The organism is Synechococcus sp. WH 7805 (genome assembly GCF_000153285.1).
GTDB lineage: Bacteria > Cyanobacteriota > Cyanobacteriia > PCC-6307 > Cyanobiaceae > Synechococcus_C.
The window spans coordinates 1,775,488-1,788,960 of the sequence record NZ_CH724168.1 but is presented as its reverse complement, the minus strand read 5'-3'; the positions used below and the strand labels follow the sequence as shown (position 1 = coordinate 1,788,960).

General features: G+C 58.4%; 14 protein-coding genes and 1 tRNA gene. 9 read left to right on the top strand and 6 right to left on the bottom strand.

Annotated features, from left to right (window positions below; all coding sequences use genetic code 11):
• Positions 1 to 27: 27 nt before the first annotated feature.
• Together WH7805_RS09265 and WH7805_RS09260 are read left to right on the top strand one after the other, a co-directional pair.
• Positions 28 to 948: an oxidoreductase gene (locus WH7805_RS09265; protein ID WP_006042805.1), complete on the top strand. Its 921-nt coding sequence runs from the start codon at positions 28 to 30 to the stop codon at positions 946 to 948.
• 11 nt (positions 949 to 959) lie between these two features.
• Positions 960 to 1,352: a Fur family transcriptional regulator gene (locus WH7805_RS09260; RefSeq protein ID WP_006042804.1), complete on the top strand. Its 393-nt coding sequence runs from the start codon at positions 960 to 962 to the stop codon at positions 1,350 to 1,352.
• Positions 1,353 to 1,878: 526 nt separating this feature from the next.
• On the opposite strand, the gene WH7805_RS14985 is transcribed toward WH7805_RS09260, so the two are convergent.
• Both WH7805_RS14985 and WH7805_RS09250 read right to left on the bottom strand, forming a co-directional pair.
• Positions 1,879 to 2,568, bottom strand: a complete 690-nt coding sequence (locus WH7805_RS14985) for a hypothetical protein (protein ID WP_232198990.1) — start codon at positions 2,566 to 2,568, stop codon at positions 1,879 to 1,881.
• A 1,081-nt stretch (positions 2,569 to 3,649) separates the two neighbouring features.
• Positions 3,650 to 3,721 (bottom strand) — tRNA-Val (locus WH7805_RS09250).
• 54 nt (positions 3,722 to 3,775) lie between these two features.
• On the opposite strand from WH7805_RS09250, the gene WH7805_RS09245 reads away from it, so the two are divergent.
• Together WH7805_RS09245 and mazG are read left to right on the top strand one after the other, a co-directional pair.
• The gene (locus tag WH7805_RS09245) at positions 3,776 to 4,288 is read left to right on the top strand and encodes a metal-binding protein (protein WP_006042802.1); all 513 of its coding nucleotides are present in this window, start codon (positions 3,776 to 3,778) and stop codon (positions 4,286 to 4,288) included.
• Between the two features lie 28 nt (positions 4,289 to 4,316).
• The gene (gene mazG, locus WH7805_RS09240) at positions 4,317 to 5,162 is read left to right on the top strand and encodes a nucleoside triphosphate pyrophosphohydrolase (RefSeq protein WP_038005319.1); all 846 of its coding nucleotides are present in this window, start codon (positions 4,317 to 4,319) and stop codon (positions 5,160 to 5,162) included.
• 6 nt (positions 5,163 to 5,168) lie between these two features.
• On the opposite strand, the gene WH7805_RS09235 is transcribed toward mazG, so the two are convergent.
• Positions 5,169 to 5,603, bottom strand: a complete 435-nt coding sequence (locus WH7805_RS09235; RefSeq protein WP_006042800.1) for a dienelactone hydrolase family protein — start codon at positions 5,601 to 5,603, stop codon at positions 5,169 to 5,171.
• Between the two features lie 467 nt (positions 5,604 to 6,070).
• Positions 6,071 to 6,505: an alternative ribosome rescue aminoacyl-tRNA hydrolase ArfB gene (gene arfB, locus WH7805_RS09225; RefSeq protein WP_006042797.1), complete on the bottom strand. Its 435-nt coding sequence runs from the start codon at positions 6,503 to 6,505 to the stop codon at positions 6,071 to 6,073.
• A 132-nt stretch (positions 6,506 to 6,637) separates the two neighbouring features.
• On the opposite strand from arfB, the gene speE reads away from it, so the two are divergent.
• Positions 6,638 to 7,501 carry a polyamine aminopropyltransferase gene (gene speE / locus WH7805_RS09220; protein ID WP_006042796.1) on the top strand — a complete coding sequence of 288 codons (864 nt, stop codon included), beginning with the start codon at positions 6,638 to 6,640 and terminating at the stop codon, positions 7,499 to 7,501.
• Positions 7,498 to 8,382, top strand: coding sequence for an agmatinase (gene speB, locus WH7805_RS09215; RefSeq protein ID WP_006042795.1), 885 nt, complete (start codon positions 7,498 to 7,500; stop codon positions 8,380 to 8,382). Before speE ends, speB begins: the two co-directional genes overlap by 4 nt.
• On the opposite strand, the gene WH7805_RS09210 is transcribed toward speB, so the two are convergent.
• Entirely contained in the window at positions 8,376 to 8,756 is a 381-nt protein-coding gene (locus tag WH7805_RS09210; protein WP_006042794.1) for a cyclic nucleotide-binding domain-containing protein, read from the bottom strand. The genes speB and WH7805_RS09210 overlap by 7 nt on opposite strands.
• Before the next feature lie 118 nt (positions 8,757 to 8,874).
• Entirely contained in the window at positions 8,875 to 9,024 is a 150-nt protein-coding gene (locus tag WH7805_RS14450) for a hypothetical protein (RefSeq protein WP_156783658.1), read from the bottom strand.
• A 244-nt stretch (positions 9,025 to 9,268) separates the two neighbouring features.
• On the opposite strand from WH7805_RS14450, the gene gcvT reads away from it, so the two are divergent.
• From gcvT to WH7805_RS09190, 3 genes are all read left to right on the top strand, one after another.
• On the top strand, positions 9,269 to 10,378 hold the full coding sequence (gcvT, locus tag WH7805_RS09200) for a glycine cleavage system aminomethyltransferase GcvT (RefSeq protein ID WP_006042792.1): 1,110 nt from the start codon (positions 9,269 to 9,271) through the stop codon (positions 10,376 to 10,378).
• A gap of 47 nt (positions 10,379 to 10,425) precedes the next feature.
• Complete coding sequence (aspS, locus tag WH7805_RS09195) at positions 10,426 to 12,261, top strand: aspartate--tRNA ligase (protein ID WP_006042791.1); 1,836 nt, start codon at positions 10,426 to 10,428, stop codon at positions 12,259 to 12,261.
• A gap of 80 nt (positions 12,262 to 12,341) precedes the next feature.
• Entirely contained in the window at positions 12,342 to 13,472 is a 1,131-nt protein-coding gene (locus WH7805_RS09190; RefSeq protein WP_006042790.1) for an RNA polymerase sigma factor, RpoD/SigA family, read from the top strand.
• The last annotated feature ends 1 nt before the right edge of the window (position 13,473 follow it).

Sequence of the window (13,473 nt, the reverse complement as noted above, 5' to 3'; positions counted from 1 at the left end):
TGAACCCAACGCTGACTTTCCCACTCCATGGGTTGGACCATCGAAGACATGCCTGATCAGCAAGGTCGGGTCGCCCTGGTCACAGGAGCGAACAGCGGCCTTGGGTTGGAAACCACGCGGGCACTCATCGGCCGTGGCTGCACCGTGCTGATGGGCTGCCGCAGCGCTCGCAAGGGTGAAGCAGCCCGTGCCCTGCTGCTCGAGGCAGGCGGTTCAGGGTTGGATCTTTTTGAGCTGGATCTCTCGGATCTGACCAGCGTGGCGCGTTGCGCGAGGGACGTGGCGGACCGTTATGGACGTCTGGACCTTCTGATCAACAACGCCGGGCTGATGGCTCCTCCACGCATGCTCAGCCAGCAGGGCCATGAAATGCAGTTCGCGGTGAATCACCTGGGTCACTTCGCCCTAACTCAAGCTCTGCTGCCCTTGATGAACAACCGCCCGCAGGCGCGGGTTGTCACGGTGACCTCCGGTGCCCAATATTTCGGAGCGATGGCCTGGGACGACCTCCAGGGAGAGCAGCGCTACGACCGCTGGAAGGCCTATTCCCAGAGCAAGCTCGCGAATGTGATGTTCGCCTTGGAACTGAATCAGCGGCTGCAGGCCTCCGGAAGTGCGGTGCGATCCCTCGCAGCCCACCCAGGACTGGCTCGCACCAACCTGCAACCGGTGTCGGTAGCCGCTACAGGAGCCTGGCAGGAAGCCCTGGCCTATCGACTGATGGATCCTCTCTTCCAGAGCGCTGCTCAAGGAGCCCTGCCCCAGCTCTATGCCGCCACGGCAAGCGCTGCCGGAGGCGGTGAGCACTACGGCCCCGGTCAACTGGGCGGAATGCGCGGTGCCCCCAAACAACAGCCGGTGGCCCGTGCCGCCAAGGATCAACACCAGAGGCAGCGCCTCTGGACAGTGAGTGAATCACTGACTGAGCATCACAGCGCTGCAGTGTGAACACAACGACGATGGAACGTGGAAATGCTGGCCGTGATCGCCAGCTGAAACTGCTAGAGGCACTGCAACGCTCCGAGCAGGAAATGACAGGCCAGCAGCTTTATCGCTGCCTCCAGGACAAACCTGGAGCGATGGGACTGGCCACGGTGTACAGGAACCTGCGCCAACTGCAGCGGCAAGGGAAAGTGCGCTGTCGTCATCTGCCCACGGGTGAAGCCCTCTATGCGCCAGTGGAGCGTGACCAACATCACCTCACCTGTGTGGACTGCGGCAAGACGGAACGTCTTGAACACTGCCCGATCCATGGTCTGCACGTGGAGGCCCCAGAAGCGAAGGATTTCGATGTGATCTTCCACACCTTGGAATTTTTCGGCCTCTGTCACAGCTGCCGAGATCGGCGCTGAACACACAGCCAAACCCTGAATTGAAGTAGGCGATGTTGGGATCGAACCAGCGACAATTTCCTTGAAAGGGAGCTTAACTTTTACTTCACTGCAACAAGTCTCGGGGAAACTTGAAAAACTGTGCTCAGAAGTGTGCACAAACAGGCCGCGTCGCCAAAACCGCAGGGCCACTGATTAACCTTTAAGGAACAATCACGCGACATGAGGCATCCCTCGTTGTCATTCCTGACAGCAAGAAGGGAGCAGCCGTCGGATCTGCAACAGAAGCATCACGTAATAAAACAGCACTGCCATCACAGTCATCTTGGGGCAGCGATGGCTCCGGAAGTGAAAGGTATCGCTGCAGCGAGATCGGCTTCTGGAGTGAGGCGCAGATCGTGCTCAATCAGAGATTTGCTTACCGAGATCACAATGGCGATGGAGAGGCTTGCGAGTGCTCGAGATAACGTGCAACCAGGAGAGCTCACAGCGACTTTGCATAAGTCTCACAAGTCAGCAACGAAAATACCGACAATCGCCAGGAAATTTATCGCATTTCTGAGTAAGATTTCGTTACAGGAGATCCGTCAACCAGAAGAGTATCCCTACCAACAACTCTCGATGAAAAGCAATGACTCGCAGAAAGAACATCAAGATTCCTCTGCCAGCATTTATAGCACTCAGAATGAACTTTCTTGGCAGCCCGAATGTCGGAGTCCAAGGCCATTATCCCATCACTTCTTTTCATTATTTGCCGGCAATTACGACGAAATTCACAAAATAATGTGTTGACAACGACAGTATCGAATCTGCCAAAAAAAGAATCGTTGAAATAATTCCTAAGAAGCACATCATTCTTTTTTTTATTAAGAATATCCTCCTCACGCCTCTTAGCAGAAAACAATGGATTGTCCTTTAAAAGACATGGATCCATTTTTTCAGAATGAGTTATCACGAGCTTCCTTAAGACGAAAGTAATATCTATATGAATGAGAACGCAAGACGGAAGAGACTCCTCTAATCTCAGCCTGGGTATATGATATGACTTGAAGTAAGATTGCTTACCTTTTGCAACTTCATATTTTTTGTACTCCTTTCCACTGCGGTCTTGATTCGTCAACAAAAATAGTTCGTGGTATTTTTCTCCAAAAATCCTCAAACTATTCAAATATGATTTGCGAAGAAGAGTTGTTTTACCACTGCCAGATGCCCCTGCGAGCAAAAACAAAGTTTTCATATTGAATGCTCGAAAGACTCTCCATGAATAAAATTGTCCGGCTTGGATTGGACTTAAACAATAACTATACCATCAACTCGATTTAAATCACTGTATAATTTTTTACAACCTCTTGCACAGGCAGTCCATAATATGCTATGAAATACCCTTATTTTTTAAAAAACAAACACTTTATAGCTGCAATTCTAGTCGTCACAAAATAAACGCCTGATTTTCCCTCCAGCTCTTTTTATACTTAAGATCAATTCAGTAGTTGAATAGAATCCTCAACCTCAAAGTTGATTGATGGAATGGCGAAATTCATTCGACCACCTCGATGCAGTAGTTCTGGAAGCATTCAGAGCGAATAACAAGGGAATCCAATGTGCCTATTCTGGATTTTCTAAGTCGGTGAGATCAGGAATCAAACGTATCCGAGTGATGCTGGTAAAAGATCTCACCAATCCACTCTTTAGCACCTTCTAGAAGGCGGCATCACCTGCCGCCTTTTTTTGCTTGCGGGCAGCCGAACCTTGAAGGGTCCTCAGCATCTCTCCTGATCGTTCTTGTACTCCTGAGCAAAGGGCAAAAGAAAACCTGCTGTCATTGCGCTGATGGTGGACTGAATAACGCCAATCCTCACGGCAGCAGAAGCCGACAAGGGAAAGCAGGGCAAGAGGTTCTCGCTATTCATCTCCCGACAGAACTTTCACACCGTCAGAAATGGCAGAGTTTTGATTGCCTACAGCTTGAGCAGTGCCTCTCTGGTCTTGTCAGGAGTGCACTGCATGGGGATTTCTCGCGAACGACAAGGATGCCCCTCACAAACTCATCTTGGTGTTAAAGGTCTTTGGATAACTCCCAAACAAAGAAGAAAATCCCCCTCCCGATGGACAAACAACCTGACTGATGCGTATGTCACGGATTCAAGCCCCAGCCCTCCTGGCACCACTGCTGCACCGATCTCAGTCGTAGTGAAGGTCTCAGGTTTTTTTGAGCAGCCAGCCTTTGCGCGTTTTTTTTGCGCGGAAAACAATGGGCAAAACAACAAAACCAGTTTTGGCGTTCGCCCAAAACGCAGTGACTGCAGTTGATCTCGGAGTGGGCGATGCTGGGATCGAACCAGCGACAATCTCCTTGTAAGGGAGGTGCTCTACCGCTGAGCTAATCGCCCGACGTTGAGATTCTGCCTGATCGCGGCAGGCTGGGTCACGGATGAACGACTGCGATGGCCTTGGGTCGGGATCATGACCGCGCCACACTGATGGTCTGTGTGCCCGCTGGCCTGCTCTCGGGGTTATGGCTGGGCTTGGGGATGGGCGTACTCACAGCCGCGGCCTTCGCCTGGGGAGGGCTCTGGCTCTCTCCCGATCTCGATACCCGCTCGAGAGCTCTGAAGCGGTGGGGACCACTGGGCTGGATCTGGCGTCCCTACCGAACGCTGATCCCGCATCGGTCACTGTTCTCCCATGGACCTTTGATCGGCACAGGACTGCGACTGACCTGGTTGATGACCATTGCGATGGTGGTCTGGTTCGGACTGACCGCCCTCCCTGGCTGGTTGTACCCCACACCCAGCGAGGGACTTCCGGTGGTTCTTCAATGGGTGCGCCAACATCCCAGTCCACTACTCGCTGTTCTCCTTGGGCTGGAAACCAGTGTTTGGCTGCATCTGATCCTTGATGGTGATCCTCTGCCCGCTGAATGGCCCCGACGCTGGCCTCGCAGACGGCGTCAGTGAGAGGGTGGCGCCAGACGCCGACAGCTCCATGGCTCAGCACGCCACGGTTCCTGGTGATCAGGATCCCCTACGCCGCCTCGAACACGTGGTGGCACACCTGCGGAATCCAGAGAACGGATGTCCCTGGGACCTGGAGCAGACCCATGCCTCCCTGGTGCCCTACGTGCTGGAGGAAGCCCATGAGGTGGCAGATGCAATTCGCCATGGCGACGACCGGCATCTGAAAGAGGAACTGGGCGATCTGCTGCTGCAGGTGGTGTTGCACGCCCGGATCGGTGAAGAAGACGGCCGCTTCGATCTCAATGCAATCGCCACAGCCATCAGCGACAAACTGATCCGCCGCCATCCCCACGTGTTCGGCGAGGCCACGGCGGAGAGCAGTGACGCCGTGCGTTTGAGCTGGGAGGCCATCAAGGCCGCGGAACGGGCGGAACAGACGGGAGGGGAGCGATCCTCCAGCCCGCTGAGCGATCAACTAGCCGGAAAAGTGCGAGGGCAACCGGCCCTGGCCGCTGCCATGACCATCTCGCGCAAGGCCGCCAAGGCCGGTTTCGAGTGGGATGCCATGGACGGCGTGTGGGGGAAGGTGCAGGAGGAACTCGACGAGCTCAAGGACGCCATCGCCTCGGGGGATCGCCGCCATGCCCAGGATGAGCTCGGTGATGTGCTGTTCACTCTGGTGAATGTGGCCCGCTGGTGCGGCCTTGATCCCGAAGAAGGACTGGCTGCAACCAATCACCGCTTCCTGGATCGTTTCTCCCGGGTTGAGAGTGCTTTGAAAGGAGATCTGCAAGGACGGAGCATTCAAGAGCTCGAGGAGCTGTGGCAGCAAGCGAAAGCTGCAATCCGCGCTGAAAATGCCCAGTCGCCTTGATCACACTCAACCCAGCTCCTTCTGGAGAAAGGCGATCACTTCCCACCACGCCTGGTCTGAACACTGGGGGTCCCAGCGTTCACCGTCATCACGCATGAAGGTGTGATTCGCCTTGTAAAGACGGGATCTCTGCCGCAGTCCAGGCACTGCAGCGAGCTCAGCGAGGATCGACTTGCGGGCTGGCTCTGACACATGGGGGTCGAGGCTTCCGAAGATCGTGAGCAAGGCCCCCTGGATCTCTGCCGCGCGCTGAAGGGAATCGGCTCGGTCTGAGCCCAGCACACCATCCTGGAGTCCAGTGGGATAGATGCAGGCGGTGGCCTGAGCTGCAGTGGGCGTGTTCCTGGCGTTGTTGTTCCCCCGCAGCCGACCCATGGCATCGGGCTTGATCACCGCACCGATCGGTTCACGGCGGTGGAAGATCTCTGGAGCGGCCACCACGTAGCCATAGCCCGCTAGGCGATCCGCCGAGCGCGTGATCGGATCACCAAGCTGAAGATATCGGAATAGAACAGCAGACCAGGCCAGCGACCCTCAGGCTGGGGCTGTGCGACGTAGAGACGCATCAAGCTTCCATTCAAAGTCAGGCCGATGGTGTCTCGTCTGATCTGCACACTGTGGCTGGCCAATAACTGGAAAGTAGGCCGTATTGATGCCCGATGGCATCAGAAATGCGGGTTGACGGATTCAGCTTGGGAACCCCAAAGAGCACGCTTGACCTGACCGGCCTCTTTGATCAGCAATCGCGCTTGAGCTCGTGTGCAGCAGCTCTTTGCTCTCTCCTCGATCAGCAGCAGATCAAGGAGGTCATCTACCGGTCGCCTATCGCTCGCATTCGTCATACCGAAACCTTCTAGCCATGTGCACCTTAACCAGGCCATAACCAAGCAATCCATCAGTAGATTTACTCAGTCGTCTGTGGATGGACGCCCTTGTCGGCGGCGCTTGAGCTCGCTGCGCCGGCCCTTGGCATCGAGCCTGCGTTTTACAGCTGCACGCCCAGGACGGGTCGCACGGCGCTGGGGTGGGGGTGGCTTCAGCCCTTCCCGCAACCAATCCGCCAGACGCGCCATCGCCCGCTGACGGTTTTGCCACTGCGATCGTTCCTCAGCGACCACAACCCTGAGGCAGCCATCCTCCAGACGCGACGCCAGCTGCTCCTTCAACCGCGCCTTGCGAAAAGGACCCAGCACCCGGGAGCCTTCCACATCAAACCGCAGCTCAACCCTGGAGTCGGTGGTGTTCACCCCCTGCCCTCCTGGGCCGGATGCGCGGGAGAAGCGCCAGTGCAACTCGGCAGCTGGAATCACCAGGCGTTCGTTGATTCGCAGCTCCTGAACCAAAACAACGCGCCTCCTTGCCTTGCGACATCCACGACGCCGCCGGAGTCGTGGATATCAGTCTGAGGCCACCTCTCAGGGGTGGCAAATCCGTGGTGCCCTTAGCTGGAACCTGGAAACCCTGGGCGCCACATCATGAGCGAAGCCCCCTCGACTGCATGCGACTGGATCGACGAACACCACAACGGGGTGCGCTACGGACTCCAGGGCAAGGTGATCGTTGACGAACAGAGCACCATCCAACGCATCACTGTGATCCATAGCAATCGCTATGGAAACGGGCTCTTACTCGATGGCTGTTGGATGACAGCCGAACATCAAGAACGGCACTATCACGAGCCTCTGGTCCATCCCGCCCTCTGTGCGGCCAACGCCATCGATCGGATCCTGGTGATTGGCGGCGGCGATGGCGGAACGGCTCGTGAATGCCTGCGTCACAAGGAGGTGAAGCACGTCGATCTTGTTGAAATTGATGGTCGGGTCGTGGAGCTCAGCCAGAAATACCTGGGGGCCATCGGAGGGGGATGCTGGAGCGACACGCGCTTTCAGCTCACCGTGGGAGACGGAATCGCCTGGGTAAGTCAGGCTTCAGACGCCAGCTACGACGTGGTTCTGGTGGATGGTTCAGATCCTGCGGGGCCGGCCGAGGGGTTGTTCAACCGCAGCTTCTTCCAGCACTGCCGCCGCATTCTCAAGCCCGGTGGAGTGTTCGCGACCCAGAGCGAATCACCGGAGGCGTTCCGCGACGTTCACATCGAAACCGTACGGATGCTGCGTGAGGTCTTCGGTTACGCAGACCCTCTCTATGGCTGGGTTCCCATGTATCCCAGCGGCTGGTGGAGCTGGACCTTCGCAGCCAGCGACGGTCCCCGCTACCGCAACCCCGACCCCATACGCGCCGCAGCGATCTGCGATGGCTGTGACATCTGGAGTCCACGCTGGCAAGAAGGCGCTTTTGACGCCATCCCTGCCGGCATCGAGAGGGAGCTCTCCGCATGAAGACAAACGGATTGGACACCTTTGCAGCTGAGGAGTTATTTGACCAAGACGGAGGGATCTTCATGGGCGCTCGCCGCGATCCATCCGGCTGTCAGGTCGGTGTATTCGGCGTGCCCTATGACGGAACCACATCGTTCCGCCCTGGGACCCGGTTCGGCCCTGCAGCAATTCGCGAGGTCAGCCCCGGTCTGGAGACGTACTGCCCGCAGCTCGATCGAGACCTCGACACCCTGGACTACGCCGATCTCGGCACACTCAACATCGCCTTCGGAGCACCCGAGCCTGTGGTGGAGGCCGTTAAACGGGCAACGTCAGAAATTCTTGCCCTGGGCCTCAAACCGCTGATGCTCGGTGGAGAGCATTCCATCAGCTCTGGCGCCGTAGCCGCTGTGGCCAAAGACCATCCTGATCTGGTGCTGGTGCAACTCGATGCCCATGCAGACCTGAGGCAGTCCTGGCTCGGCGCAAGCCACAGCCACGCCTGCGCCATGCGCCGCTGCTTGGACGTGCTGCCGAGCGGCGATCTTCTTCAGATCGCCATCCGCAGCGGAACGGCCGAGGAATTCTCAGAACTGCATCGCAGTGGCCGCTTGATTCCACTGCATCAGATGAGCCAAAAGCTCAGCGATCTGCGCGGACGACCGATCTACCTCACCGTGGATCTCGACTGGTTCGACCCTGCGGTGATGCCAGGCACCGGAACACCTGAACCCGGGGGATTCACCTGGGCTGATTTCGCTGTTCTGATCAATGAGTTGCAACATCACCACCTGGTGGGCGCGGATGTTGTTGAACTGGCCCCTCAACTGGATCCCAGCGGCATCAGCAGCGTGCTCGCTGCCAAGGTCACCCGAAGCCTGCTGCTGCTGATGGCTCAATAAAAGTGAGCCGCATCCATGCGCTGCTCCCTCAGCCTGGCGTGCTGACGGCCCAACAGGGTGACTACCAGGGTCGGGTGTTGATGAATCAGCTCCATAAAGCTGTTGCGATCCAACGAGAAAGCGTGAATCGGCGTGATGGCCGTCGCGGTTCGGCTGTGTCTCTGCGCCTCACCGATGAGATCTTCAAAGAAAAACATCTCACCATCTCCGTAACGCAGTCGATCGCGACCCCCACTCGATAACTCAACAAGACCGCGTTCAATCGCGTAAATCGACCTGGCAGGGGCACCACGAGTGAACAGGACACTACCGGTAGGCAGGATCAACTGATCGTGATTGCGATGCTCGGCAATCAGCTGCACAGCAGTCGGCATTGTCGTTGTCGCTGGCAACAGACTCAGTGGAAGATCACTCGTCATCTTCCAGTGAAGAGGCGAAAGAGAATGTTGCCAGTAAGACAATTATTCTTTCCTTAAAGCAAACCAGAAGAATTCACCGAAAACAGCTCCCCCTCAACAGAAGCTCCAAGGTCAAGTTGGCGATCGCCCCTGGGGAGGTGAGCTTTTCCAGGCCCCAGCTCAGGCAGGGATGGCCGTTGAGCCGTCCAGTGATGGCACCAAACCAGACGGGCCAGCTCGGCATGCACGGGCAGATGACGCAAGCGGCACCAACCGCCTTGATGGGACGAAGGCGCAGCGCAATGTGCACAAGACTGGCAGGTTGATGACGGCAGAATCACACCCACCAGAAGGAGAACTAAAGATAAGGACGCTTATGAAAGCGGTCCAGCGAAAGAGGACAATCTGCGGCTTTACTTCCACTTCCTACGCAATTCCGAAGACGTCCATAGGATTCAACTGAACCTTCGTCCATACGTTCAACAGGCATGGATCTGCACCGCACCCCGCTCCATGACCTCTGCGTAACTAACGGTGGCCGGATGGTGCCGTTTGCCGGCTGGGACATGCCTGTTCAGTTCTCGGGTCTGATCAACGAGCACACAGCGGTGCGGCAGAAGATGGGGCTGTTCGACATCTCCCATATGGGAGTGCTGCGCATCCACGGCATCAACCCCAAGGACGCCCTGCAAACCCTGGTACCGACCGACCTGCATCGCATTGGCCCTGGGCAGGCCTGCTATTCCGTGCTTCTCAACGAATCCGGAGGGATCCGCGACGACCTGATCATCTACGACCTGGGCGAATCGACCGCAGACCATGGGAAAGCAAGTTTGATCGTGGTGATCAACGCCGCCTGTGCTGCAGCCGATACCGCCTGGATTACAGAACAGCTCACGCCCTGGGGACTGCAGATCACCGATGAAAAGGCTGATGGTGTCTTGCTCGCCCTCCAAGGACCTGAAGCCTTGGCATGGATGCAGCACCTCAGCGGCGTCGACCTGAAGAAGTTGCCCCGCTTCGCGCACCGCACGTTTGAAGTCCCGGGTCTGTCTCGTCCTGTTTTCTGTGCCCGAACCGGATACACCGGGGAAGACGGCGTGGAGCTGCTGCTCGGACGTGATGACGGGCGGAGCCTCTGGAACCGTCTGGTTGCCGAAGGAGTGACCCCCTGCGGCCTCGGTGCACGGGACACTCTTCGCCTGGAGGCCGCCATGCATCTCTACGGCCAAGATATGGATGCTGACACCACGCCATTCGAGGCGGGCCTGGGCTGGCTCGTGCACCTGGAGATGCCCGCGACCTTCACCGGCCGTTCTGCCCTTGAGCGGGCTGTTGAAACCGGACCATCCCGTCGACTGGTGGGCCTGAAGCTGAAGGGACGCGCCATTGCTCGCCACGGTTACCCGGTGATCCACAACGGTGAACAGGCCGGTTCGATCACCAGCGGCAGCTGGTCACCCACACTCCAGGAAGCGATTGCCCTCGCCTACGTTCCAAACAACCTGGCCAAGGTGGGGCAGGAACTTGGCGTGGAAATCCGCGGCCAGATTCAAAGCGCCACGGTCGTCAAACGTCCGTTTTACCGCCATCCCTAAGAGACCCGGGCTGTGGGAAAATCTCCTGTCACGAGTTGAGAGATCCCATGCGCAGCAACGGTTGCGGCGACCTGCGCAAACAGCACATCGACGACACCGTGCAGCTCTGCGGATGGGTAGATCGCCGACGCGATCACGGTGGTGTGATTTTCATCGACCTGCGTGATCGCACCGGCACCGTGCAGATCACGGTGGATCCCGACCTGGGAGCTGAAGCCTTTGCTGTCGCAGAACACCTGCGCAGCGAAACCGTGCTTCAGATCAGCGGCAAGGTCCGGGCTCGCCCTGCTGAATCGCTCAACGAGAAATTGGCCACCGGCGCGGTGGAGGTGCTGGCCAGCGGCATCAGCGTGCTCAACAGCGTGAAAGGCAATCTGCCCTTCCCCGTTTCGGTGCACGACGAGGAGAACACCCGCGAAGAACTGCGGCTGCGCCACCGCTATTTGGATCTGCGCCGCAAGCGCATGAATGACAACCTGCGCCTGCGGGCTCAGACGATCCAAGCCGCTCGCCGTTTCCTGGAGAACGAAGGCTTCATCGAAGTCGAAACCCCGGTTCTCACCCGCTCGACCCCCGAGGGTGCCCGCGACTACGTTCTGCCCAGCCGTGTCTGTGGTGGTGAGTGGTTCGCCCTGCCCCAGTCGCCACAGCTGTTCAAGCAACTGCTGATGGTGGGCGGCATCGAGCGCTACTACCAGGTGGCCCGCTGTTTCCGCGACGAAGACCTGCGTGCTGATCGTCAGCCGGAATTTACCCAGCTGGACATCGAGATGAGCTTCATGGATCAAGAGCAGATCCTGCAGCTGAATGAATCTCTGATCTGTTCGATCTGGAAAGCAGTGAAGGGCGTCGAGCTGCCCCGCCCCTTCCCGCGCATGACCTGGCATGACGCCATGGAGCGCTACGGCACTGACCGCCCAGACACCCGCTACGGCATGGAGCTCACCAACGTGTCCGACATCGTCAAGGACATGGGCTTCAAGGTGTTCAGCGGCGCCGTGAAATCCGGCGGTTCGGTGAAGTGCATTGCTGTTCCCGGTGGCAACGACGCCCTCTCCAACGTGCGGATCAAGCCCGGCGGCGATGTGTTCAGCGAAGCCCAGGCGGCCGGAGCCGGTGGCCTGGCCTTCATCCGCGTGCGCGACGGCGGTGAGATCGACACCATCGGCGCCATCAAGGACAATCTCAGCGACGAGCAGAAGCAGGAGCTGCTCAGCCGCACCGGGGCGGAACCAGGCACCCTTCTGCTGTTCGGCGCCGGCGACACCGCCACGGTGAACAAGGCCCTCGACCGGGTGCGCCAGTACCTGGCCAAGGAGCTGGGCATGGTGAAACCCGACCGGGACAACGACCAGTGGAACTTCCTCTGGGTGGTGGATTTCCCGATGTTCGAGTTCAACAGCGACGAGAACCGCTACGAAGCACTGCACCATCCCTTCTGTGCACCGAACCAGGAGGATCTCGGCAGCAACGAGACGGAATGGGAGACAACCCTTCCCACCGCCCGGGCCCAGGCTTACGACCTGGTCCTCAACGGCCTGGAGCTGGGCGGTGGCTCCCTGCGCATCCACGACTCATCCTTGCAACGCCAGGTTTTGCAAACTGTTGGCCTGCCGTTGGAAGAAGCTCAGGAGCAGTTCGGCTTCCTGATGGATGCTCTCGATGTGGGCGCCCCGCCCCATGGTGGCCTGGCCTTCGGCATCGATCGCATGGTGATGCTGCTGGCTGGGGAAGAATCAATCCGCGACACCATCGCCTTCCCCAAGACCCAGCAGGCCCGCTGCCTGATGACCAATGCCCCTGGGGGCGTGGCCGACAAACAGCTGGAGGAACTGCATGTGGCCAGCACCTGGGTGGATCCAGCCGAAGGGGACTCTGACTAGAACCCGAACAGAAACCGGCGGTTCGGGGCACTTGTCAGCAAAACAGCTGAACCTGACTTCATACCGAAAGTGCCGGTTCATTGTCTGAGAAGGCTCGAACGACGGGGAAGGCCCGGATCCGCTGGAGCGGCGGCAACGACTTGTTGCGCCTCTACCTCCAGGACATCGGCCGCGTTGACCTCCTGACCAGCGAAGAGGAAGTGACGCTCTCCCGCCAGGTGCAGCAGCGGGAGCGACTGCTTGTTCAGGAGCGTGACCTCAGCACGCGCATCGCAGCCATCCGGGTGCTGCTGGATCTCGAGGAATTGCAGCAGCGTGAGGCCAATCACATCAGCCACTGGCCAACACGCCAGGAATGGGCCCGGGCTGCGGAGCTACCCCTCAGTGAGCTCAACCGACTCCTGAACGAGGGCTACACCCTCTGGGCTAAAGAAAGTGGCCTGGACACCAAGGAACTGCAACAACGACTGCGCGAGGGTCGCCGGGCCCGGGACCGGATGATCCAAGCCAATCTGCGCCTTGTGGTGGCCGTTGCCAAGAAATACCAGCAGCGTGGGATGGAGCTCCTGGATCTCGTCCAGGAGGGCACCCTTGGACTGGAAAGGGCCGTGGAGAAGTTTGATCCCACCCGCGGTTTCCGCTTCAGCACTTACGCCTATTGGTGGATTCGCCAAGGCATCACCCGGGCGATCGCCACCCAGAGCCGCACGATCAGGCTGCCGGTGCACATCACCGAAAAACTGAACCGGATCAAACGCGTGCAGCAGGAGATCGCCAGCGAGAAAGGGCGTCTGGCATCCGTGAGCGACCTGGCCAAAGAGCTGGGGGTCAGCGAGGAGACCGTGCGTCAGACCCTCGCCAGGGTGCCGCGGTCGGTGTCATTGGAAACCCGCGTGGGAAAAGACCAGGACACCCAGCTCGGAGACTTGCTGGAGGATGGTCATGCGACGCCAGAGCAGACCCTCACCCGGGACTCACTCCACGATGATCTCGAACATCTGCTGGAAGAACTAAGCCCTCGGGAAGCCGAAGTGATCCGCAGTCGCTTTGGACTCGAAGACGACACACCGCGCACCCTTGCCGAGATCGGCGAGGCCATGGCCCTGTCCCGGGAGCGAGTGCGCCAGATCGAAACACGCGCCCTACTCAAACTGAGGCAACCCCAGCGCCGCTCCAAGGTGCGCGATTACATCCAGGGGCTGGATTCCTGAG

Bases quoted from the DNA above. Each gene is read 5' to 3' on its own strand.
- WH7805_RS09265 (WP_006042805.1), top strand. From the start codon at position 28: ATGGGTTGGACCATCGAAGACATGCCTGATCAGCAAGGTCGGGTCGCC.
- aspS (WP_006042791.1), top strand. From the start codon at position 10,426: ATGCGCAGCAACGGTTGCGGCGACCTGCGCAAACAGCACATCGACGAC.
- speB (WP_006042795.1), top strand. From the start codon at position 7,498: ATGAAGACAAACGGATTGGACACCTTTGCAGCTGAGGAGTTATTTGAC.
- WH7805_RS14985 (WP_232198990.1), bottom strand. From the start codon at position 2,568: ATGAAAACTTTGTTTTTGCTCGCAGGGGCATCTGGCAGTGGTAAAACA.
- WH7805_RS14450 (WP_156783658.1), bottom strand. From the start codon at position 9,024: ATGCCGAGCTGGCCCGTCTGGTTTGGTGCCATCACTGGACGGCTCAAC.
- WH7805_RS09210 (WP_006042794.1), bottom strand. From the start codon at position 8,756: ATGCCGACTGCTGTGCAGCTGATTGCCGAGCATCGCAATCACGATCAG.
- mazG (WP_038005319.1), top strand. From the start codon at position 4,317: ATGGCTCAGCACGCCACGGTTCCTGGTGATCAGGATCCCCTACGCCGC.
- speE (WP_006042796.1), top strand. From the start codon at position 6,638: ATGAGCGAAGCCCCCTCGACTGCATGCGACTGGATCGACGAACACCAC.
- gcvT (WP_006042792.1), top strand. From the start codon at position 9,269: ATGGATCTGCACCGCACCCCGCTCCATGACCTCTGCGTAACTAACGGT.
- WH7805_RS09260 (WP_006042804.1), top strand. From the start codon at position 960: ATGGAACGTGGAAATGCTGGCCGTGATCGCCAGCTGAAACTGCTAGAG.
- WH7805_RS09245 (WP_006042802.1), top strand. From the start codon at position 3,776: ATGGCCTTGGGTCGGGATCATGACCGCGCCACACTGATGGTCTGTGTG.